This window comes from Bacillus oleivorans (genome assembly GCF_900207585.1).
Lineage (GTDB): Bacteria > Bacillota > Bacilli > Bacillales > JC228 > Bacillus_BF > Bacillus_BF oleivorans.
Map to the genome: position 1 here is coordinate 246116 of NZ_OAOP01000002.1, position 20267 is coordinate 266382.

The following is a 20267-nucleotide window of genomic DNA, read 5'->3' on the forward strand; positions in this document are numbered from 1 at the left end:
GAGTTCATTTGTATATCTCATTTTTAGGATAATCCCTTGTCCATGGGGCCACTTTTTCAAGAAACTCAAAAATTGTTCTCTCATATTCCTCCGGGTTTGTGACATACGTTTCAGCATGTCCTCCGCGCTCAGGCATAAAGATAGATTTTTCTCCTTCATAGGCATCATAGAGTTCCTTCGTCATACTCGCGGGAACATACACATCTTCCTGTCCATGAATAAAAAGGATTGGTTTCCTAATGTTTTTAATTGCTTCAAGCGGAACGATATCTTTCATTGAAAAGCCTGCACGAAACTTTAAAAATAAGTCAGTGTAAGGCAATAAAATAGGAGGCAGTTTAAAATCCTCGCGCAATCTGATTTTTAGTTGCTCTGTGAAATCAGAAAATGGGCAATCTACCACATAAAAGTTAGCTTCATCTTCAACCGTCCCAGCATACATAAGAGTTGTGGCGCCACCCATCGATTCACCAAATATGCCAAAATAGAGTTCTTCTCCGACTTTACGTTTCAGCCAATCTACGACAGCCTTTAAGTCATGCCGTTCATAATATCCATAGCTGGTAGTGGTTCCGCCTGATTTTCCATGGCGTCTATGGTCATATAATACGGCATTAAACCCTTTTTTGATAAACAGGTTCATATACTTAATCATATTGGTCTTTGACTCGGTCACACCATGAGAAAAGATCATATAGCGATTACTTTCATACGGTTTCACCAGTAAAGCGTGCAAGGAATAACCAAATGGAGAAGGTATCTGGACCTCTTCCTTTGGAAGCTTTTCAAATTGTGCTAAATCAAACCGTGCCTCAGAAGTTTCCCTCTCTAATATCTCTTCCTCTTTTTTCTTGCGAATGTAAATAATTTTATTGGAAAAATAGATGCCGCCTGAAGCAAGCAGACTGATTAGTCCAGCACCAGCAGAAACCCATTTCCACTTTTTTTTCACCGATTGTCATCCCTTCATAAAGATGTGATACCTTTATTTTACCAATTGGACAGGAGCAAAAGGAAATCGGTTGCTTTATTAATGTAGTCTTGGTTGTGACAGGATTTGTCTGCCGAGGGCGAAGGATTTACTCTCGGTAGCGGAGGATTTACTCTCGGTAGCGAGGGATTTACTCTCGGCAGCGAGGGGTTATCTCTCGGTAGCAAGATTTCGACAAACGCCGTACGAGTTCAAAACTTTAAATCTATGACTTTAGTATGATTTACAGCAGGGTATCATTTCTTTTAACATATAGGTGAACCAAAAACTGCATATTGCGAAATAACACTAGGGGAGCTGCTTGTATGCGGCTGAGAGGGAAATCCGACCCTTATGACCCGATCTAGGTAATACTAGCGTGGGGAAGTGTAGTTTGAGCCTGTTTTTTTCGGGTGGTATTTGGGCTATCCGTGTATATACATAGGGACAACTGCATCCTCACGTGGATGCAGTTTTTTTGTGTTGATAAAACAAAAAGGAGTGGTTAAGAAATGGAAAATCCACAAGCTTGTGGCACGAGTAGAATTGCGGGATGTCGGTTTTCTTTGTACCCGATGGCTGATAATTTTGTTGAGGTAATTTTGACAGCTTTAAAGGAAGTAGATACCTCAAAGGTTTGGAAGCAAACGGATGATGTCAGTACCTGCATAAGAGGGAGGATCTCTCAAATCTTTGATGTCACAAAAGCTTTTTTTCTTCATGCCGCTAAAACAGGGAAGCACGTTGTCATGAGTGGCACGTATTCGATTGGCTGTCCAGGTGACTCGGAAGGGGACGTCTTTCTGGTGGAAAATGATGAACGTCTTAATGCGGAAACAGCAGCTGCCATCGCCCAGCAAGCCGCCTGTCAATTTGCCTTATATCCGATGGGAGCAGGGAACTACATGGATGTAATCTATGGTGAGGTTCAAAAAATAAAGGATCAGGGTGTAAATGTAACGAGTATTCACTATGCTACTCGATTGGATGGCGATGCCCATGCAATCTTCACTGGTTTAGAAAACTGTTTTTCCAACGTAGAAAAAAGCGGAGTTTCCCATGTGGTCATGACATTTACGATTTCAGCCAATAGCCCGTCTGCGAAGAAAGGAGATAAATAAAATGGCAAATTGGAATATGCGTGAAATAGTGGTCATGTCTGTGCTTTCCGTTGTTTTTGCGGTCGTTTATTTAGCGTTTCTTCCTGTGGGAAAGCTTTTGGTAGGCTTCTTTGGTCCAATTGGCTATGATTTAATTTTTGGAATCTGGTTTATCGTATCCGTAATAGCCGCTTACATTATTAGAAAGCCAGGTGCGGCTTTTATTTCAGAGACAATCGCTGCTACAGTTGAGGTGCTAATGGGGAATGCGGTTGGTCCTGGATTAATCATTTCTGGAATGATTCAAGGGATTGGAGCTGAAGCCGTTTTTGCTGCAACCCGCTGGAAACAGTACTCCTTATGGGTTCTAATGATGGCTGGAATGGGTTCGGCTGTGACCAGTTTTGCTTGGGGGTATTTCAGATCAGGCTATGCCGTTTTGGAGCCTGGTTACGTACTTGCCATGTTTATTTTCCGTTTAATCAGCGGTGCAATTTTAGCAGGTGTGCTTGGAAAAATAATCAGTGATGCTTTAGCTCAGACTGGTGTCCTTTCACGATTTGCTTTAGGAAAAGAAATGAAAAAACAGAGTCTGGACAAAGTTTCATGAACGAAATCATAAAAGCAGAGCATTTAACCCTGCAATTTGAAGATCAGAAACAAGAGACACTAATAGATATTTCTTTAAAAGTAAACCAAGGAGAACGCGTGCTTCTCCTTGGTCCAAGCGGTTCTGGGAAAAGTACGCTGACCTTTTGTCTAAATGGGCTTTATCCGAAGGACCTGGATGGAACTTTGTCAGGGAAAATGTTTATAAAAGAAAAGGAAGTCTCTGCATACCGTCCGGGTGAAATCAGTCAGGAAATTGGGGTCGTTTTTCAAGATCCCGAAAGCCAATTTTGTATGCTTACGGTAGAGGATGAGATTGCGTTTGGGTTAGAGAATATCGGAGTCGATCCCCAACAAATGGATCGAAGAATTGAAAAGGCACTACAGTCAGTCGGGATGATGTCGTATCGATATGAAATGATCTCAACCTTATCGGGAGGATGGAAGCAAAAGCTTGCATTAGCCTGTGTAATCGCCTTAGAACCGACAGTGATGATCTTAGACGAACCAACAGCAAACCTAGATCCTATTGCCAGCCGTGAATTTGTCAGAACCATTGAAGCGCTCCAAAATGAACTGAATTTTACCTTAATGGTGATCGAACACCAATTGGATCAATGGATGCCCATCATTGACCGCTGTTTGATTTTAAACAGGGAGGGTTCCCTCATCTTTGACGGTAAACCTGCAGAGGGATTTAACCAGCATTATGCTTTTTTAAAAAATGAAGGCATCTGGCTTCCGCGTGCATTTGAGCTAGGCTTGCAATGGAAACAGAAGGGGATATTTGTAAATTCGGTCACCCCTTTAGTAGTGAATGATTTGCTAGATCACGTTTTTGTTTCAAGAGTTGATTTTCCACCTTCCCAAATAAAGAGAGAGCATAATGAACCAATTCTTACAGCACGAAACATTTCAGTCCTTAGTGCAGAAAAAGTAATCCTTAAAGATATGACGCTAGATTTATATAAAGGGGAAGTCCTTGCAATTGTAGGTCCAAATGGAGCGGGGAAGACAACTCTTTCACAAGTTCTGGCCAGTATTAAAAAAGCAGATATAGGCGAGGTATGGCTGAAAGGCAAACCCGTGCAATCCTATCGGGAGGATCATATCAGGCAAATAATCGGTTATGTATTCCAAAATCCAGAGCATCAATTCATAACAGACACGGTCTGCAATGAAATAGCGTTTGGGTTAAAAATGCAACGATTAGATCAAGAACAAATTGAAGATAAGGTAAGAGATATTATAGACGTTTGTCAGCTGCAAGGCTTAGAGAATGCACATCCTTTTTCCCTCAGCCAAGGGCAAAAAAGACGGTTAAGTGTAGCTACCATGATTGTCGATGAGCAACAGATACTCATACTAGACGAACCGACCTTTGGCCAAGATGCAAAATCTACCGAAGAGCTAATGAATTTACTTTTATCGAGAAACCAAAAAGGCTGTTCCATCATGATGATCACTCATGATGTAGACCTTGTTCACCAATATGCACACCGGGTAATCGCACTAAAGGATGGAGCCGAATATTTCAAGGGAAGTCCTGATGAGTTATGGGACAAAGGGATTGATTTTCTGACAGAGGCCCATTTGAATCTGCCATTTGAAAAACAAATCAAACACGAACTAAAAAGGAGCAAGGGGATTTTATGTTTCTTAAATCATTAAATCCGAGTTTAAAAGCAGGTACAATAACGTTTGTAATCATGATGCTCGCTTTCGTTTTTGATCCTATTACCCCGTTGCTATTGTTGATCTGGACCATGGGGATTACGATCCTTTTTGGTCAAGTTTCCCTAAAAAAGTGGCTATTTTATTTTTCACCGTTTTTGATATTAGCATTTGGCTTTTTCTGGACGACCATTGTGTTTAGCAAAGAATCGGCGTCAACCGGGACGGTTCCGATTTTTTGGCTTGAAGTACCGATCGATACCTTTATAATAGCCATTTCACTCAGCCTAAGGGTCTTATGCTTTTCGGCCCTGTCTCTCTTATTTATTTTTACAACTAAACCGACTGATTTTATCTTAAGTCTTATGCAGCAATGCAAGCTGCCGCCAAAGCTTGCCTATGGGATCTTGGCAGGTTTCCGCTTTTTGCCGATGCTTAAGGAGGAGTTATTCATTATCCGGTCAGCCCACCGGGTCCGTGGGGTGAATCGAGCGAAATCATTAAAACATTACGCGGAAAATGTAAAACGATATTCGATTCCGCTATTGGCAAGCAGCATTAGAAAGGCAGAAAGGACAGCTATCGCTATGGAATCGAAAGGTTTTACAGGGGAGAAGGGGCGCACTTTTTATAGAACGATGAGGATAACAAGAAATGACTGGCTATTTGTTTTTATAATGATCGCTTATCTAATAGGGTGCAGCTTGATTTCTTGGAAACTGGGATTCTTTCAATTCTATAAAGGTCAGCTATAAAATGCTATGTGTTAAAGGCATAGCATTTTTTTGTTTAATGCGTTAGTGATAAAATGAATAGTATCAATATATGAGATTCATAGAAAAAAGAATCCTTTACAGATAGGAAGGGAAAAGAGGATGACTAAAATATGCTTAGTACGTCATGGGGAAACTGACTGGAATGCAGTTAGAAGAATCCAAGGCAGGGAAGATATTCCGTTAAATGATAAAGGGAAAAAGCAAGCTGAGGAATGCGGTCATTATTTAAAGGACTTTTATTTTGATGTGATCATTTCCAGTCCGATGGTTCGAGCGAGACAAACGGCAGATTTGATCAATAACCAGGTTGGACTGCCCGCAATAATTGAGATGGCTGATTTTATGGAACGGGATTACGGTTTGGTTTCCGGGATGACCATTGAAGAAAAGAAGAAAAAGTTCCTTAATCAGGAGCACCCCTCAGTTGAAAGCTGGGAAGCTTTGAGCCAGCGTGTCATGAAAGGAATTGATACGATTCACGAAATCTACAAGGGACAAAGTGTACTGCTTGTTGTTCATGGCGGGGTCATCAACGCAATCCTTGGCTCGATTTCAAATGAAGAACTCGGTCATGGCAAAACAAAGATTATGAACGGAAGTATAACTAATATCGAAAATCAAAATGGAACATGGGTGATCCATAATTATAATCAGGTTGGCCATTTGTCGCTCTCTTATTCAAATAACGATTAGTGTGGTGAACAATGGTATGGAGCCGACCGCTCAAAAATTAATATTTATGTTCAAAAGTTTGCCCAAGCGCTCAAAAATCAAATTATACGCTCATTAAATGGAGGCAGTCGCTCATAAAATCCGCGGGCTGCTCAAACCACAGGCACCTGCCATACACAAAAAAGGACTGATCACCTGCAAAGGCTCAGTCCTTTCATTTATTGCGGGCTATTCTGACGGTTCGTCGGATGAATTGCCTGATCTAAAGTTTCTTTTGCCATCGGATTTTTACTGGTGTCTGCATTTGTTTTTCCTTTTTGGCTGTAGCCTTTCTCCCGCTTTTGACTCATTTGGTAAAGCTCCTTTCCTTTTTTTATAGAGTGAGCCTTTAACAAATGGTTTATGCTTGCTTTAAACGTTCTTGTAAATGAAGTTTATACTGTCCGCTTTCCAATGGCCTATCCATTTCGGAGGTAATAAGATCAATTGCAGCAAGTAATCTCTTCAGGTCAATGCCGGTTTCAATTCCCATTTGATTGAGCATATACACAACATCCTCAGTAGCGACATTTCCGGTCGCACCAGGGGCAAATGGGCAGCCGCCCAGTCCTCCAGCCGAACTGTCAAAACGGTCGACACCTGCCTGGAGACTTGCAAAAATATTTGCAAGAGCCATTTTTCGCGTATCATGAAAATGTGCAGTTATAAGAGTATTTGGGAATAAGAACTTTAAATCCTTGAATAAATCATAGCATTCAATTGGATTTGCCATCCCAATTGTATCTGCCACACTTAACTCATCGATTCCGGCATCAACAAATGCTCGGCATAATTCAATTACTTTTGCTTTTTCGATTTTTCCTTCGAACGGACAATAAAATGCGGTCGATATACAGGCACGAAGAAATATGCCCATCTGTTTTAACCTTTTTATCCTTGGGATAAGTTCATCAAGGCTTTCTTTAGTCGTTTTATTTATATTTCTTTTATTAAAGGTATCGCTAACTCCTACAAAAACAGCTAAAGCGTTACATTTCTGTTCCAGAGCAAGTTCGATTCCTTTTTCATTTGGGACAAGAACAATTTTTTTCTTTAAGATAGAATTGGAAGCCCTTACAATTTCGCTTGCATCTTTCATTTGCGGGACCCATTTCGGTGAAACAAAGGATGTGATTTCCATTTCGGTGACCCCTGAATCAAAAAGAGTCTCGATAAACTTTGCTTTTATTTCCGTCGGAACAAATTGTTTCTCATTTTGCAGACCGTCGCGCGGTCCTACTTCGATGATGGTCACTTTTTTTGGATAGTTAATCGTCATGAACCTTCTTCCCCCTTACATACAATTGTAGCGGGACTTTTCATTGGATAGCAAGATTTATTAGGAAAATTGACAAAATTAGAGGAATTTTAACATTTAAAATCGAAACAATTATGTATATCAGCAGTTATAGTACAAAAAGAAAGGAGAACGTGCATGCTAAGAAATGAAGTAGCCATTGTAAGCGCTGTCAGAACAGCGATTGGGAGTTTTAATGGAAGTCTAAAAAATATATCTGCGCCAGAGCTTGGTGCCACAGTTATCCGTTCTGCTCTTGAAAAAGCTGGAGTACCGTTTGACCAAGTAGATGAAGTGATCATGGGGAATGTATTGCAGGCGGGTCTAGGACAAAATCCGGCGCGACAGGCTTCAATAAACGCTGGGCTGCCTGAATCAGTTCCGGCCATGACGATTAATAAAGTTTGCGGATCCGGATTAAAAGCAGTTCATTTGGCGACTCAAGCTATTCTTACTGGAGACGCGAACATCATTGTTGCTGGCGGAATGGAGAATATGAGCCAAGCCCCTTATCTGCTGCAAAATGCCCGTGACGGGTATAAAATGGGTGATCAAAAACTGGTTGATTCCATGATTAAAGACGGGCTCTGGTGTGCCTTTAATGATTATCATATGGGAATTACGGCTGAAAATTTATGTGACCGCTACCAAATTACTAGAGAGGAGCAGGATGGCTTTGCGGCTAAGAGCCAAGAAAAAGCGATTAAAGCGATTGAAGCAGGTGTTTTTAAGGAAGAGATTACCCCTGTTACAATTCCTCAGCGTAAAGGGGATCCTTATTTTTTCGATACAGATGAATATCCAAAAAAGGGAACAACAGTTGAAAAGCTAGCAGGGTTACGTCCTGCCTTTATAAAAGAGGGTAGTGTAACGGCCGGAAATGCTTCGGGCATTAATGACGGTGCAGCAGCTGTCGTTATCATGAGCAGGGATAAATGTGAAGAACTAGGGCTTACACCGCTTGTAACGATAAAGGCGAATGCATCAGCTGGAGTGGATCCAAGTGTAATGGGTATCGGTCCTGTAACCGCAGTAAGAAAGGCATTAAATAAATCATCATTGCAGCTATCAGATATACAGCTAATAGAAGCTAATGAGGCATTCGCTGCCCAGTCAATCGCGGTTGACCGGGAGCTCCATTTTAATCATGATATTTTAAATGTGAACGGGGGAGCAATTGCCTTAGGTCACCCCATTGGCGCAAGCGGTGCAAGAATTCTTGTCACTTTAATTCATGAGCTCAAAAGACGGAACGGCCGTTTTGGCCTTGCCACTTTATGTATTGGCGGCGGTCAAGGGGTCGCAACCATAATAGAAAATGCAGAGTAAGGAGGAAAAAAAATGAAACCAGTTTTTACAAGCTTTCAAGAAGCAGTCAAAAATATTCATGATGGAGCCACGATTATGGTTGGCGGTTTTGGTCTATGCGGAATTCCGGAAAATTTAATCTTAGCTCTAGTTGAAAAAGGCGTAAAAGATTTAACGGTCATCTCTAATAACTGCGGAGTCGATGATTGGGGTTTAGGGTTACTTCTTCAAAATAAACAGATTAAGAAAATGATAGGTTCATATGTAGGAGAAAATAAAGAGTTTGAAAGACAAGTATTATCGGGTGAGATTGAAGTAGAATTAGTTCCTCAAGGAACTTTGGCTGAAAAAATTAGAGCTGGCGGTGCAGGGATCCCTGCCTTCTATACACCTGCAGGGGTTGGCACTCCGATTGCCGAAGGGAAAGAAACAAGGGTTTTTAATGGCAAGGAATATGTACTAGAAGAAGCGCATACAGCCGACTTTAGCCTAGTCCGTGCCTGGAAAGGAGATACAATGGGGAATCTCATTTACCGAAAAACAGCACGGAACTTTAACCCGATGATTGCGGCAGCCGGAAAGGTAACCATTGCTGAAGTAGAGGAACTCTATACACCAGGTGAATTGGACCCAAATCAGATCCACACACCTAGTATCTATGTTCAGGGTATTATTCAAGGTACGCAAGAGAAAAGAATCGAAAGACTGACGGTATTAAGCTAAAGGAGGACTGGATCATGGTACAAGTCGATAAAAAAAACATTCGTGAACAAATCGCAAAACGGGCTGAAAAAGAAATAGAAAATGGGTTCTATGTCAATCTAGGGATTGGTATGCCAACGCTTGTCGCCAACTATATTAGCGAAAACAAAAGAGTGGTTCTCCAGTCAGAAAATGGCCTGCTCGGAATTGGTCCATATCCGACTGAAGCGCAAGTAGATGCTGATTTAATCAATGCCGGTAAAGAAACAGTAACGGCGATTGAAGGGGCCAGTTATTTTGATAGCTCTGAATCGTTTGCGATGATTAGAGGAGGCCATATTGATATCGCGATTTTAGGCGGAATGGAAGTCTCTAAAACAGGGGATCTAGCGAACTGGATGATCCCAGGAAAAATGATCAAAGGCATGGGAGGAGCCATGGACCTTGTTCACGGTGCAAAAAAGATAATTGTCATTATGGAGCACGTAAATCGGGACGGTGCGCCTAAAATCGTGAATACCTGCAGTCTCCCTTTAACAGGGAAAGGGGTAGTTAACCGGATTATTACAGACAGAGCGGTACTTGATGTTACAGAAGAAGGCTTAAAGCTAATCGAAGTAGCAGCAGGTTATACGGTCGAGGAAGTTGTCCAATCGACGGAACCAGAGCTTATAATCGCAGATGATGTGAAACTCGAAGCTTACTAAGAAGCAGTACTCCCCATTCTAAATAGAAATTGGTATACTGTTGGATAGGGAGGATGGATGGTATGAAAAATGATCAGGATTCTTCTTTGAAAGACCGGCTAAATCCGGAGATTCTGAAGAAAATGCAAGAAACGAAGTTAGAATTAAAAGAAATCGAAAAGAAAAAGGCAGAAGCGGAAGAAGCGAGAAAACGGGAAGAACGCATGTACCGGGAAAAAAATAAATCATTTGAGGAACTTTTAAATGAAAGTAATTTAGATTGGAAAAAGTATAAATAAAGAGAGGAGCCCTGTAATGCCAGGGCTCCTTCATATTTTTTACCGATGTTGAGTGTAGACATTCATTTTTGCGATTTTACGGATGTATTGAATTTCCTCTTTACTTAAAGGAGGTTGATTCACTGCGTTTACATTATTTTTTAACTGTTCTACGCTTGAAGCACCGGGAACCACAACCCCAACGGCGGGGTTAGAAAGGACGTAGTGTAAAGCAATCGAGGTCATGCTTCGTTCGCTTGTCAGGTTTTGTTTTAAAGCATTAAGCAGCTCTTCAAGCTCTTCGTAAGTATAATCTAAATATCCATTCTCTTTGATTGAATCACCAGCTTGACTCAAGAGCCGGTCTGTGAGCATTCCTTTCGCGATGGGTCCTCGAGCAACCACATGTATCTGATGATCAAGTAAAATCGGGATTACTTCTTCTGGTCTCCGGTCCAATATCGAATATTGCATCATAACAGAAATGATATTTGACTTATTAATATACTCGCGAATAACATTAGGCCGTATTGATGAAATTCCATAATAGCGGACATAGCCTTCTTGCTTTAATTCCTCAAACGCTTCGATCGTCTCATCTATTGGGTCGTCAATCGTTCCGCCATGGAGCTGGTATAAATCTATGTAATCAGTGTGCAGTCGTTTAAGGCTTTGTTTAACTTGGTCTTTAATATAGGCTTTACTCGGATCCCATGTCCAGCCTACTCTGTTTTTTTCTTTCCAGCGGTTTCCCACCTTTGTCGCAATCACGACTTGGTCTCTTACTTGCTTTAAGGCCTGTCCGACTATTATTTCATTTTCGCCAAAATCATAGAGATCGGCTGTATCAAAATAATTGATGCCCTCCTCTAACGCAGCATGGATAATTTTTTCCGCTTTTGCTGCATCCGTTCCAAGTGACATACAGCCCAAACCAAGCCGGGAAACAGTTAAATCAGATGTTCCTAATTGGATTTTTTCCATAACATCAATAGCCCCTTTTATTAGTATCAATTACTAAGTAGTGTAAAGGGAAAAATGGATCGAGGCAAACAAAACGAAACTATTTTTTGGCAGTTGCGGATTCCACCCATTCTTGTAAAGTTTCATAATGTTTCTGGTATTGTGTAAGCATAATTTTGATTTGCCATGCCTTCCCGACAAGAATGACCCCTTTTTCATGTACATAACACTTCATTCACCATCGCCTCCAACAGCATTATGGTAAAATGTATGTGAATTTAAACATGAAATAGAACTAATTAGACAGACACTATCTGGCAAAAATAAGGAGTTGTGCTGATGTCACATAGGTTTAATGAAAAAACAATTCATAGAGATGAAATTTTTAAAGGAAGAGTCATTTCCTTACATGTAGATGAGGTCGAGCTTCCAAACGGAAAAACAAGTAAAAGGGAATTAGTCAGACACCCGGGAGCGGTTGCTGTTATTCCTATTTTAGCCAACGGTAATATCCTGATGGTTGAGCAATTTAGAAAACCGCTGGAGCGTGCCATTGTTGAAATTCCTGCAGGTAAATTAGAACCGGATGAAGAGCCCGAACTGACAGCGAAAAGAGAGCTTGAGGAAGAAACCGGGTATCAGTGTGATAACCTGGAACACTTAATTTCTTTCTATACATCCCCAGGTTTTGCTGACGAAATCATTCACTTATATGTGGCCACTGGCCTGTCAAAGGCAGAGAATCCGTTAACTGCAGATGAAGACGAATTTGTAAATTTACTAGAAGTTAGCTTACAGGAAGCCGAGGAAATGATAGTATCCAAGCAGATTTATGATGCCAAAACAGCGTATGCTATTTTGTATCTGAAGCTAAAGGAGCATATGAAATAATGAGATCTTATTTTGCTGATCTCCATATTCATATTGGCAGAACGAGCCGGAATCAGGCTGTCAAAATCACGGCATCTGATAAACTTACATTACCTTCTATCCTAGACTATGCCAAGCAGGAGAAGGGACTGGATGTTGTAGGAATCATTGATTGCCATTCTCCCGGAGTATTAGAAGATATCCAATTTCAAATTCGGGAAGGTATGTTGAAGGAGCACGAAGATGGCGGTTTAGTTATGAAAAATTCACTGCTTCTCGTAATGGGGGCAGAGGTTGAAATTTATGATGAGTGGTCAAGCGGACCGATCCATATCCTGTGTTTTTTTCCGACCATTGATAAAATGGCTAAGTTTTCAAAATGGCTCCAAAAAAGAGTGACCAACATTCATTTAAGTTCACAGCGGGCTTACGCCAGCGGAAGAGAACTGCAGGAAATCACTAAGAGTCTCGGCGGCCACTTTATTCCTGCTCATATTTTTACTCCCTTTAAAAGTCTCTATGGAAAAGGGGTTAAAAAAAGTCTGACTGAGGTATTTGATCCTGAAAAGATCGATGCAGTTGAATTGGGGCTTAGCTCGAATTCGGAAATGGCCTATCAAATTGCAGAGATTCGTAAGTATCCTTTTTTAACCAATTCTGATGCTCACTCCTTACAAAAAATGGGGAGAGAATATCAAAAACTAAAGATGGCGGAGCTAAGCTATACAGAGCTTTTTCTCGCGATAAAAGGGTTGGAAGGACGCTATATTGAATCTAATTACGGCTTAGATCCCCGCATCGGAAAATACCATCAAACGGTTTGTGCCGAATGTTTTCATCAAGTACTTTCCACAGAACAACCTTGTCCTTATTGCGGGCATAAACGGATCGTAAAAGGGGTTAAAGAGAGGATAGAGGAACTAGCAAGCTCGGAAAAAGCAGAGTTAATGCTAAAACCGCCATACATTCATCAGGTACCCCTCGAAAATCTCCCTGGTATTGGTCCAAAACTTTTGAAAAAGCTAGTACTAACATTTGGAAGTGAAATGAGTGTTTTACATTATGCAACCGAACAAGAGTTACAAAAGGTTGCCGGAGAGAAGGTCACAGCCTACATTTTAGCTGCGAGATTCGGCACGCTGAATCTTGAAATAGGCGGCGGCGGCCGTTATGGAAAAGTAACTGAAATTTAAAGGGAAGGAACCAGGTATCCTTCCTCTTTTTATTTATCTTTTATTTTTGCAAACACACAGGTGTCCCGGACTTCATTTCCGTCTGCACTTAATGAATCCCTTCGCAAAATCCCCTCTAATGTAAACCCCGCCCGTTCGGCAACTGTCTTGCTATTTATGTTTCTCGGGTCACATCGAATTTCGATTCGCTTAACATCCCACTCCTGAAAGGCAAAGCTGACTAACCCGTTAACAGCCTCTGTCATATAGCCTTTTTTTGTGTGGCGTGTATCGAGCCAATAGCCAATTTCCACTTTTGGAATGTCCCAATTAATTCGGTGAAAACCGGTAGAACCGATAAATTCGTCATCATCCTTTCGAAAAATATGAAGACGAATATCTTCTTTCTTAATAAACTCAGCATATGACCTTCTAACACTATCTTCCGCCTCTTCGATTGTGGGAATTTCCTTAGCAAAAGGGAGCCAGGGCTTCATTTCGTTTATCGAAGCTGCAATCGCGTTTCGCACCATTTCCCCATCACCAGGCAAACATGAGCGAATATAAAGCCTTGCTGTTTCAATTGTCTCTGGAAAGGCTATCAATGTTTGTTTCATTTAAATCTCTTCCTTTTAATAGATTTCTAGCTATTTTACTTAAATTGGCACAATCTAGCAACTCTATTTTTTTATCGCTGCATGGAATACTCCACTAGATTTGTTCATACGATAAAGTAAGTGTTTAAGAGGAGGCCATATTAAAAATGAAGATAAAAAAACGATTTAGCCGTCAGATGCAGCAAACCACTCTTGCTTTTCATTTAAAGCAGCATTCCTCTATTTATTTGTTTGTAACGATATTATTTCTAATGGGGATTGTATTTGGTTCCATTGTCGTTAATAGTCTTTCGTTTTCACAAAAGGAAGATCTCTTCTATTATTTAAATCAATTTTTCGGCACGGTTATCGAAGGAGAAACGTCAAATGGCAGGGAGATGTTTTTTCAAAGCCTGTTTCATAATGCAAAGCTCATTTTATTCATTTTTATACTAGGTGTGTCTATAATCGGGGTACCTATTATTCTGATTATCTTGTTTATGAAAGGGGTAGTGATCGGCTTTACGGTCGGATTCTTAGTATACAAGCTGAGCTGGGAAGGATTCTTTCTTTCATTTGTTTCCGTTCTTCCTCAAAATTTAATAACAGTTCCAGTTTTAATCATGATGGCAGTAATGGCAATCACTCTTTCTTTTAAGCTGGTCAAAAGGCAATTTATTCAAAGCCATCAGCCAATAGCTCCGCTGTTTTCCTCCTACATTCTTACCTTTGTTGCAGCATTATGTTTATTGGTAGGTGCAGCAGCGACCGAGGCATTTGTTTCGCCTTTCTTTATGGAACGAGTAGTTAATACTATCTTTTAAATAATAATTATTTTTATGTAATAATAAATTTTCTGTGTAGATTAGAATAATTCTCTTTTGCATCTTCCTTACCTTTTGATATAATATAGTAGACATGGGCGAGGGAGGTTCAAGTGATGGAAAGCAGAATTGAGAGAATAAAAGAACAGCTTCATTCTGCCAGCTATAAACTTACCCCACAACGGGAAGTAACGGTAAGAGTGCTGTTAGAGAATGAAGAGGATCATTTGAGTGCAGAAGATGTATACCTCCTCGTAAAAGAGAAATACCCTGAAATCGGCCTGGCAACCGTGTATCGCACACTTGAATTGCTGACCGAACTCAAAATCGTCGACAAAATTAATTTTGGCGACGGGGTATCCAGATATGACTTAAGAAGAGAAGGTGCCACACATTTTCATCATCATCTTGTATGTATCGAATGCGGATCAGTTGATGAGATACAAGAAGACCTTCTAGAAGACGTAGAAAAAATTGTCGAACGAGACTTTAATTTTAAAATAAAGGATCATCGCCTGACCTTTCATGGAATCTGTCACAGATGCCATAAAGAAGAATCGTAAGCTACATAAACCTTTTTCCATACACGGGAAAGGGTTTTTTTACGTTTTGGGGGAAAAAGCTTACGTAGTGATAGTACTTAGTTAATAGTGAAAGCTGTTTTAAACTTAAGACCGTGCTCCCAATAGCGCGAAAGTCGCTCTAAAACTGGGATCCCCGCTCCAAAATTGGGATCCGCGCTCTAAAAACCCGCCACCCGCCACCCGCCACCCGCCACAACCCCCGCTCCAAGAAGCCTGAAAGCACCACCAAAAGCCATAACGCACCATTAAAAATAACACTATACCAATAAACCTCCCTGCTAAACGTATATTTTCATGCTGCATTGGCATAGTTTGATACTAATAGAATTCAACCTTATCTCTATTCCCAAAACCTAGGTAATACTGGAGGACAAGCTGATGAAAAAATGGATCAGGCTGTTTTTTAATACGTTAAAGGTTTTTCTGCTATTCACTTTATGCACGATTTTATTTTACTATGGTATGATATGGGTACATCAGGAATATCAAAACTATCAAAAGTATGACGAACCGGATGGAGCGGCTGTTAAGGTTTTTGAAACGGATGGCGAGCCGGTCAGTTTAAGCGGATATGAACGGATCATATACTTTTTTTTACATGGGGAGTAATCAGGTTGAAATACTTAGTTGCGGATTTTATCCATTTTTTAAGGGTCGAAAAAGGACTATCCAATAACACAATCACATCTTATAATCGGGATTTGAGAGCGTATACCCATTATCTGCAAACGAAGGAAAATCTCGATTCATTAGAGGACGTATCCCGGTCTGTGGTTATGAAATTTTTAGCTCATTTAAAGGATTCAGGTAAATCCTCGAAAACGATTGCCAGACATATTTCTTCGATCCGCTCTTTCCACCAATTTTTATTGCGGGAAAAGCAAATTGATCATGACCCGACTGTGCATATAGATATGCCGAAACAAGAAAAAACACTGCCGAAAGTGCTAAATTTAGATGAAGTGGAAGCGTTGCTTAGTGCACCGAATAAAGGAGACGCCTTCGCTTTACGCGATAAGGCGATGCTAGAAGTCTTGTACGCAACCGGTCTGCGTGTAAGTGAGCTAATCGGACTGGACGCGGGAGACGTACATACGATGCTTGGCTTTGTCCGATGTATTGGAAAGGGCAATAAGGAGCGAATTGTTCCACTCGGATCTAAGGCGAAAGAGGCTTTAGAAGAGTATCTTGAAAAAGGGCGGCATAGGCTTATAAAAAATAAGAATAGGACAGAAGCACTCTTTTTAAATCATCATGGCAACCGTTTAACCAGACAGGGCTTTTGGAAAATTTTAAAACAAATTGCCTCTTCCGTAGGGATTGAAAAAACAATCACCCCCCATACATTGAGACATTCCTTTGCCACTCATTTATTAGAGAATGGGGCAGATTTGCGAGCTGTCCAAGAAATGCTTGGTCATGCTGATATATCTACAACACAAATATATACGCACGTTTCGAAAGCTAGATTAAAGGATGTTTACAAGCAATTCCATCCGCGTGCTTAGGTTAAGGCTCTCTACTGCTAGAGCCTTTTTTATTCGGATAGGTGCATGTTTTTCTGCCTAAGAAGAAATATGATAAAATAACATGCTTTCATGATTCACATTTTTTCAGGGTAATTTAAACGTAAGACTATAATAGGAGGAACTAGAGTTGAGTTATACATATAAACGCATTTTTTTAATTGTGATGGATTCAGTCGGGATTGGAGAAGCCCCGGACGCAGAGCAATTTGGCGATAAAGGTGCAGATACATTAGGTCATATTGCTGAATATATGGGCGGCTTAAGCATGCCTAATATGGCGAAGCTAGGGATAAGTAATATTCGTGAAATTAAAGGGGTGGAAAAAGCAGAAAAACCATTAGCCAACTACGGGATAATGCAAGAAGCCTCTGTAGGAAAAGATACAATGACTGGACATTGGGAAATTATGGGCCTGCATATTAACAAACCGTTTAAAGTATTTCCAGAAGGATTCCCGGACGATTTAGTGAAGCAGCTGGAAGAAAAGACGGGACGAGAGGTAATCGGGAATAAGCCGGCCAGCGGCACTGCAATTATGGATGAGCTTGGGAAAAAGCATATGGATACAGGTGCAATGATTGTCTATACTTCGGCCGATTCTGTGCTGCAAATTGCTGCACACGAAGAGGTTATTCCGTTAGAGGAACTCTATAAAATATGTGAAATCGCAAGAGAATTAACGTTAGATGAACCTTACATGATTGGACGTGTTATTGCGAGACCGTTTATTGGAACTCCAAGGAATTTTAAAAGAACAGCAAATCGTCATGATTATGCCCTAAAACCATTTGATCGAACAGTCATGAATGAATTAAAAGATGCCAATTTCGATGTTTTAGCGATTGGAAAAATATCTGACATTTACGATGGAGAAGGTGTCACTCAATCGTTCCGCACCACTTCAAACATGCATGGCATGGATGAACTGATAAAAACAATGGATATGGATTTTACCGGATTAAGTTTTTTGAATTTAGTGGATTTCGATGCTTTATACGGGCACCGCAGGGATCCAGAAGGATATGGGGAGGCTCTTGAAGAGTATGATCAGCGCTTAACGGAGGTTTTCGAAAAAATGAAGCAGGATGATTTATTGATCATTACAGCCGACCATGGAAACGATCCGGTTCATCCCGGAACAGATCATACAAGGGAGTTTGTCCCATTACTTGTTTATTCTCCATCTCTTCAAGGAAACAACGAATTGAATGTAAGGGAAACCTTTGCTGATCTGGGGGCATCTGTTGCGGAAAACTTTAACGTGACCATGCCGAAGCATGGGAAAAGCTTCTTAAAAGAATTAAAATAAAGGATGAAAAAACAATGAGAATGGTGGATTTGATTCAAAAAAAGCGGGACGGAGCCGAACTATCAACAGAGGAAATTAAATTTATTATTCAGGGATATACCAATGATGAGATTCCTGATTATCAGATGAGTGCCTTCTGTATGGCGGTCTTTTTTAAAGGAATGACGGATAAAGAATGTGCTGATCTAACCATGGCCATGGTGGAATCAGGAGACCAAATTGACCTTTCGGCGATAGAAGGGATCAAGGTAGATAAGCACTCGACCGGAGGAGTGGGAGATACCACTACATTGGTATTAGGCCCGCTTGTTGCAGCATTAGGTGTGCCAGTGGCTAAAATGAGCGGCAGAGGCTTGGGCCATACGGGCGGAACAATTGATAAGCTCGAATCTGTTCCTGGATTTCATGTCGAGATTGAAAACGAACAGTTTGTTCAATTAGTTAATCAAAAAAAACTAGCTGTTATCGGACAGAGCGGGAACTTAACTCCGGCAGACAAGAGATTATATTCGTTGCGCGATGTAACTGCTACGGTAAATAGCATTCCGTTAATTGCTAGCTCAATTATGAGTAAGAAGATTGCTGCGGGAGCTGATGCCATTGTTCTGGATGTCAAAACCGGAGCAGGTGCATTTATGAAATCGTTGGAAGGCTCTATGTCTCTGGCTAAAGCGATGGTCAAAATAGGAAATCAGGTTGGTCGAAGGACAATGGCTGTCATTTCGGATATGAGTCAGCCGCTTGGGTATGCAATTGGCAATGCCCTCGAAGTAAAGGAGGCCATCGATACGCTGAGAGGAGAAGGACCTGAAGATTTAACAGAATTATGTTTAACGTTAGGGAGCTATATGGTATTCCTCGGAGGCAAAGCAGACAGTCTAGAAGAAGCGAAAGAAAAACTAAACGAAGTACTAAAAACCGGAAAAGCTATAGATACGTTTAAAACTTTTCTGCTAGCTCAAGGAGGAGATCCTTCAGTGGTAGACGACCCATCCAAATTGCCGCAGGCATCCTTTGTATTTGAGCTTGAAGCCAAGGAAGATGGGTATGTCGAAGAATTAGTGGCAGATTCTATCGGAACGGCCGCTATGTGGCTCGGAGCAGGACGGGCTACAAAGGAATCTGAAATTGACTTAGCTGTTGGATTAGTCCTGCGCAAGAAAATCGGGGATTCTGTAAAAAAAGGTGAATCCCTCGTAACTATTTATAGTAATTTTGAAAATGTAGAAAATGTTAAAGCCAAATTATATGACAGCATTCGAATCGCTCAAACAGAAGTGGCCAAACCAAAGCTCATTTATGGAGAAGTGAAAGAATAATTACCATTCCAAAAAATACTGGTATCTAGTTTTAGGTATTTATTTAGCATAAAAGCATCGTTTCCAAGACGATGCTTTTGTTTTGTTAATAGATATTTTGTTTAATATAACTCATAAGCTGATCCTTTAACTCCGGTTTTTTTAAGGCAAAGTCAATGGTAGCTTTTATAAATCCCAGCTTATCGCCGACATCATATCTATTTCCGCGAATCTGATAAGAGTGCACGGGTTCAATTTCGATTAAACGGTCAATTGCTTCAGTTAACTGAATTTCACAATTTCTGTCCGGTTTTACGTATTCAATTTGACCAAAAATCGCAGGAGTTAAAATATACCGTCCGACTATCGCCTGAGTTGAGGGAGCTTCTTCAGCTGCTGGTTTTTCAATTAAACTGGAAACCTGATAGAGCTCTCCAATCTTCTCTGAAAACTGAACAATGCCGTATTTGGATACGTCATGCTGTGGTACGTCCTCACATCCGAGAATCGAACTTCCGCACGTTTTATACTGTTGGATCATTTGTTTTAATGCTGGTACTTCACTGTCGATAATATCATCTCCCAGTAATACAGCGAATGGTTCGTTCCCAATAAATGATTTGGCGCAATAAATAGCATCACCAAGTCCAAGCGGCTCTTTTTGACGGACATAATGAATTTGTGCCATATTAGATATTTCCCTCACCATTTTATAAACCTCATATTTAGAGGTTTTTTGCAGCATAAGCTCGAGCTCGACTGATTTATCAAAATGATCTTCAATCGCCCGTTTATTTCGCCCCGTCACAATAATAATATCCTCAATTCCAGAAGCTACTGCTTCCTCGATTATGTATTGAATAGCAGGCTTATCGACTATAGGCAGCATTTCCTTAGGCTGTGCTTTTGTGGCAGGTAAAAACCTTGTGCCAAGGCCAGCCGCAGGGATCACGGCTTTTTTAATCATAATCATCCTCCTCTAGAATAAATTCCGTCGCTTTCGCTTAATAA

24 protein-coding genes and 1 riboswitch are annotated in these 20267 nt (G+C 40.7%); of the genes, 17 read left to right on the top strand and 7 right to left on the bottom strand.

The features are described from left to right. Positions 1-4: 4 nt before the first annotated feature. The gene (locus CRO56_RS04675; protein ID WP_097157453.1) at positions 5-952 is read right to left on the bottom strand and encodes an alpha/beta hydrolase; all 948 of its coding nucleotides are present in this window, start codon (positions 950-952) and stop codon (positions 5-7) included. Positions 953-1271: 319 nt separating this feature from the next. Continuing rightward, a riboswitch (TPP riboswitch) is annotated at positions 1272-1373 on the top strand. Positions 1374-1482: 109 nt separating this feature from the next. On the opposite strand from CRO56_RS04675, the gene CRO56_RS04680 reads away from it, so the two are divergent. The 5 genes from CRO56_RS04680 (at position 1483) to CRO56_RS04700 (ending at position 5822) form a co-directional block, all read left to right on the top strand. Next, positions 1483-2091: a YkoF family thiamine/hydroxymethylpyrimidine-binding protein gene (locus tag CRO56_RS04680; RefSeq protein WP_097157454.1), complete on the top strand. Its 609-nt coding sequence runs from the start codon at positions 1483-1485 to the stop codon at positions 2089-2091. Between the two features lies 1 nt (position 2092). After that, positions 2093-2680 (top strand): ECF transporter S component, encoded by a 588-nt coding sequence (locus CRO56_RS04685; RefSeq protein WP_097157455.1) that lies wholly within the window; start codon positions 2093-2095, stop codon positions 2678-2680. After that, complete coding sequence (locus CRO56_RS04690) at positions 2677-4350, top strand: ABC transporter ATP-binding protein (RefSeq protein ID WP_097157456.1); 1674 nt, start codon at positions 2677-2679, stop codon at positions 4348-4350. Before CRO56_RS04685 ends, CRO56_RS04690 begins: the two co-directional genes overlap by 4 nt. Beyond that, on the top strand, positions 4332-5108 hold the full coding sequence (locus CRO56_RS04695; protein ID WP_097157457.1) for an energy-coupling factor transporter transmembrane component T family protein: 777 nt from the start codon (positions 4332-4334) through the stop codon (positions 5106-5108). Before CRO56_RS04690 ends, CRO56_RS04695 begins: the two co-directional genes overlap by 19 nt. A 120-nt stretch (positions 5109-5228) precedes the next feature. Then, complete coding sequence (locus tag CRO56_RS04700; protein WP_097157458.1) at positions 5229-5822, top strand: histidine phosphatase family protein; 594 nt, start codon at positions 5229-5231, stop codon at positions 5820-5822. 197 nt (positions 5823-6019) lie between these two features. On the opposite strand, the gene CRO56_RS23370 is transcribed toward CRO56_RS04700, so the two are convergent. Together CRO56_RS23370 and CRO56_RS04705 are read right to left on the bottom strand one after the other, a co-directional pair. Next, on the bottom strand, positions 6020-6151 hold the full coding sequence (locus CRO56_RS23370; RefSeq protein ID WP_281257280.1) for a hypothetical protein: 132 nt from the start codon (positions 6149-6151) through the stop codon (positions 6020-6022). Between the two features lie 50 nt (positions 6152-6201). Continuing rightward, positions 6202-7119, bottom strand: coding sequence for a hydroxymethylglutaryl-CoA lyase (locus CRO56_RS04705; protein ID WP_097157459.1), 918 nt, complete (start codon positions 7117-7119; stop codon positions 6202-6204). Positions 7120-7275: 156 nt separating this feature from the next. Here CRO56_RS04705 and CRO56_RS04710 point away from each other — a divergent pair, with 156 nt between their 5' ends. The 4 genes from CRO56_RS04710 (at position 7276) to CRO56_RS04725 (ending at position 10132) form a co-directional block, all read left to right on the top strand. Then, a complete protein-coding gene (locus tag CRO56_RS04710) occupies positions 7276-8466 on the top strand; it encodes an acetyl-CoA C-acetyltransferase (protein ID WP_097157460.1) in 1191 nt (396 codons plus the stop codon). Between the two features lie 12 nt (positions 8467-8478). Continuing rightward, on the top strand, positions 8479-9168 hold the full coding sequence (locus tag CRO56_RS04715; protein ID WP_097157461.1) for a CoA transferase subunit A: 690 nt from the start codon (positions 8479-8481) through the stop codon (positions 9166-9168). Between the two features lie 14 nt (positions 9169-9182). Then, positions 9183-9854 carry a CoA transferase subunit B gene (locus CRO56_RS04720; protein WP_097157462.1) on the top strand — a complete coding sequence of 224 codons (672 nt, stop codon included), beginning with the start codon at positions 9183-9185 and terminating at the stop codon, positions 9852-9854. A gap of 62 nt (positions 9855-9916) precedes the next feature. Then, positions 9917-10132 (top strand): YqkE family protein, encoded by a 216-nt coding sequence (locus tag CRO56_RS04725; protein ID WP_245855585.1) that lies wholly within the window; start codon positions 9917-9919, stop codon positions 10130-10132. 39 nt (positions 10133-10171) lie between these two features. Here the strand turns inward: CRO56_RS04725 and CRO56_RS04730 are convergent, their stop codons facing one another. Both CRO56_RS04730 and mciZ read right to left on the bottom strand, forming a co-directional pair. Next, positions 10172-11095, bottom strand: a complete 924-nt coding sequence (locus CRO56_RS04730; protein WP_097157464.1) for an aldo/keto reductase — start codon at positions 11093-11095, stop codon at positions 10172-10174. A gap of 79 nt (positions 11096-11174) precedes the next feature. Beyond that, entirely contained in the window at positions 11175-11309 is a 135-nt protein-coding gene (gene mciZ / locus CRO56_RS04735; RefSeq protein WP_097157465.1) for a Z-ring formation inhibitor MciZ, read from the bottom strand. Positions 11310-11413: 104 nt separating this feature from the next. Between mciZ and CRO56_RS04740 the strand changes: the two genes are divergently transcribed. Together CRO56_RS04740 and CRO56_RS04745 are read left to right on the top strand one after the other, a co-directional pair. Beyond that, the gene (locus CRO56_RS04740) at positions 11414-11965 is read left to right on the top strand and encodes an NUDIX domain-containing protein (RefSeq protein ID WP_097157466.1); all 552 of its coding nucleotides are present in this window, start codon (positions 11414-11416) and stop codon (positions 11963-11965) included. Then, on the top strand, positions 11965-13137 hold the full coding sequence (locus tag CRO56_RS04745) for an endonuclease Q family protein (protein WP_097157467.1): 1173 nt from the start codon (positions 11965-11967) through the stop codon (positions 13135-13137). Before CRO56_RS04740 ends, CRO56_RS04745 begins: the two co-directional genes overlap by 1 nt. A gap of 29 nt (positions 13138-13166) precedes the next feature. On the opposite strand, the gene CRO56_RS04750 is transcribed toward CRO56_RS04745, so the two are convergent. Next, a complete protein-coding gene (locus tag CRO56_RS04750) occupies positions 13167-13733 on the bottom strand; it encodes a GNAT family N-acetyltransferase (protein ID WP_097157468.1) in 567 nt (188 codons plus the stop codon). Between the two features lie 146 nt (positions 13734-13879). Here CRO56_RS04750 and spoIIM point away from each other — a divergent pair, with 146 nt between their 5' ends. From spoIIM to CRO56_RS04780, 6 genes are all read left to right on the top strand, one after another. Continuing rightward, the gene (spoIIM, locus tag CRO56_RS04755; protein WP_245855593.1) at positions 13880-14536 is read left to right on the top strand and encodes a stage II sporulation protein M; all 657 of its coding nucleotides are present in this window, start codon (positions 13880-13882) and stop codon (positions 14534-14536) included. Positions 14537-14652: 116 nt separating this feature from the next. Beyond that, positions 14653-15099: a ferric iron uptake transcriptional regulator gene (fur, locus tag CRO56_RS04760; protein ID WP_097157469.1), complete on the top strand. Its 447-nt coding sequence runs from the start codon at positions 14653-14655 to the stop codon at positions 15097-15099. A 399-nt stretch (positions 15100-15498) separates the two neighbouring features. Continuing rightward, a complete protein-coding gene (locus CRO56_RS04765) occupies positions 15499-15729 on the top strand; it encodes a YqzK family protein (protein ID WP_097157470.1) in 231 nt (76 codons plus the stop codon). A gap of 5 nt (positions 15730-15734) precedes the next feature. Then, the gene (xerD, locus tag CRO56_RS04770) at positions 15735-16628 is read left to right on the top strand and encodes a site-specific tyrosine recombinase XerD (protein ID WP_097157471.1); all 894 of its coding nucleotides are present in this window, start codon (positions 15735-15737) and stop codon (positions 16626-16628) included. Between the two features lie 148 nt (positions 16629-16776). After that, complete coding sequence (gene deoB, locus CRO56_RS04775; RefSeq protein ID WP_097157472.1) at positions 16777-17958, top strand: phosphopentomutase; 1182 nt, start codon at positions 16777-16779, stop codon at positions 17956-17958. Between the two features lie 14 nt (positions 17959-17972). After that, positions 17973-19277: a pyrimidine-nucleoside phosphorylase gene (locus tag CRO56_RS04780; RefSeq protein WP_097157473.1), complete on the top strand. Its 1305-nt coding sequence runs from the start codon at positions 17973-17975 to the stop codon at positions 19275-19277. Positions 19278-19362: 85 nt separating this feature from the next. On the opposite strand, the gene galU is transcribed toward CRO56_RS04780, so the two are convergent. Then, a complete protein-coding gene (galU, locus tag CRO56_RS04785; RefSeq protein ID WP_097157474.1) occupies positions 19363-20223 on the bottom strand; it encodes a UTP--glucose-1-phosphate uridylyltransferase GalU in 861 nt (286 codons plus the stop codon). Positions 20224-20267: the final 44 nt, after the last annotated feature.

Coding starts and splice junctions, on each gene's coding strand:
- CRO56_RS04680 (WP_097157454.1), top strand. CDS start 1,483: ATGGAAAATCCACAAGCTTGTGGCACGAGTAGAATTGCGGGATGTCGG.
- CRO56_RS04685 (WP_097157455.1), top strand. CDS start 2,093: ATGGCAAATTGGAATATGCGTGAAATAGTGGTCATGTCTGTGCTTTCC.
- CRO56_RS04690 (WP_097157456.1), top strand. CDS start 2,677: ATGAACGAAATCATAAAAGCAGAGCATTTAACCCTGCAATTTGAAGAT.
- CRO56_RS04695 (WP_097157457.1), top strand. CDS start 4,332: ATGTTTCTTAAATCATTAAATCCGAGTTTAAAAGCAGGTACAATAACG.
- CRO56_RS04700 (WP_097157458.1), top strand. CDS start 5,229: ATGACTAAAATATGCTTAGTACGTCATGGGGAAACTGACTGGAATGCA.
- CRO56_RS23370 (WP_281257280.1), bottom strand. CDS start 6,151: ATGAGTCAAAAGCGGGAGAAAGGCTACAGCCAAAAAGGAAAAACAAAT.
- CRO56_RS04705 (WP_097157459.1), bottom strand. CDS start 7,119: ATGACGATTAACTATCCAAAAAAAGTGACCATCATCGAAGTAGGACCG.
- CRO56_RS04710 (WP_097157460.1), top strand. CDS start 7,276: ATGCTAAGAAATGAAGTAGCCATTGTAAGCGCTGTCAGAACAGCGATT.
- CRO56_RS04715 (WP_097157461.1), top strand. CDS start 8,479: ATGAAACCAGTTTTTACAAGCTTTCAAGAAGCAGTCAAAAATATTCAT.
- CRO56_RS04720 (WP_097157462.1), top strand. CDS start 9,183: ATGGTACAAGTCGATAAAAAAAACATTCGTGAACAAATCGCAAAACGG.
- CRO56_RS04725 (WP_245855585.1), top strand. CDS start 9,917: ATGAAAAATGATCAGGATTCTTCTTTGAAAGACCGGCTAAATCCGGAG.
- CRO56_RS04730 (WP_097157464.1), bottom strand. CDS start 11,095: ATGGAAAAAATCCAATTAGGAACATCTGATTTAACTGTTTCCCGGCTT.
- mciZ (WP_097157465.1), bottom strand. CDS start 11,309: ATGAAGTGTTATGTACATGAAAAAGGGGTCATTCTTGTCGGGAAGGCA.
- CRO56_RS04740 (WP_097157466.1), top strand. CDS start 11,414: ATGTCACATAGGTTTAATGAAAAAACAATTCATAGAGATGAAATTTTT.
- CRO56_RS04745 (WP_097157467.1), top strand. CDS start 11,965: ATGAGATCTTATTTTGCTGATCTCCATATTCATATTGGCAGAACGAGC.
- CRO56_RS04750 (WP_097157468.1), bottom strand. CDS start 13,733: ATGAAACAAACATTGATAGCCTTTCCAGAGACAATTGAAACAGCAAGG.
- spoIIM (WP_245855593.1), top strand. CDS start 13,880: ATGAAGATAAAAAAACGATTTAGCCGTCAGATGCAGCAAACCACTCTT.
- fur (WP_097157469.1), top strand. CDS start 14,653: ATGGAAAGCAGAATTGAGAGAATAAAAGAACAGCTTCATTCTGCCAGC.
- CRO56_RS04765 (WP_097157470.1), top strand. CDS start 15,499: ATGAAAAAATGGATCAGGCTGTTTTTTAATACGTTAAAGGTTTTTCTG.
- CRO56_RS04780 (WP_097157473.1), top strand. CDS start 17,973: ATGAGAATGGTGGATTTGATTCAAAAAAAGCGGGACGGAGCCGAACTA.
- galU (WP_097157474.1), bottom strand. CDS start 20,223: ATGATTAAAAAAGCCGTGATCCCTGCGGCTGGCCTTGGCACAAGGTTT.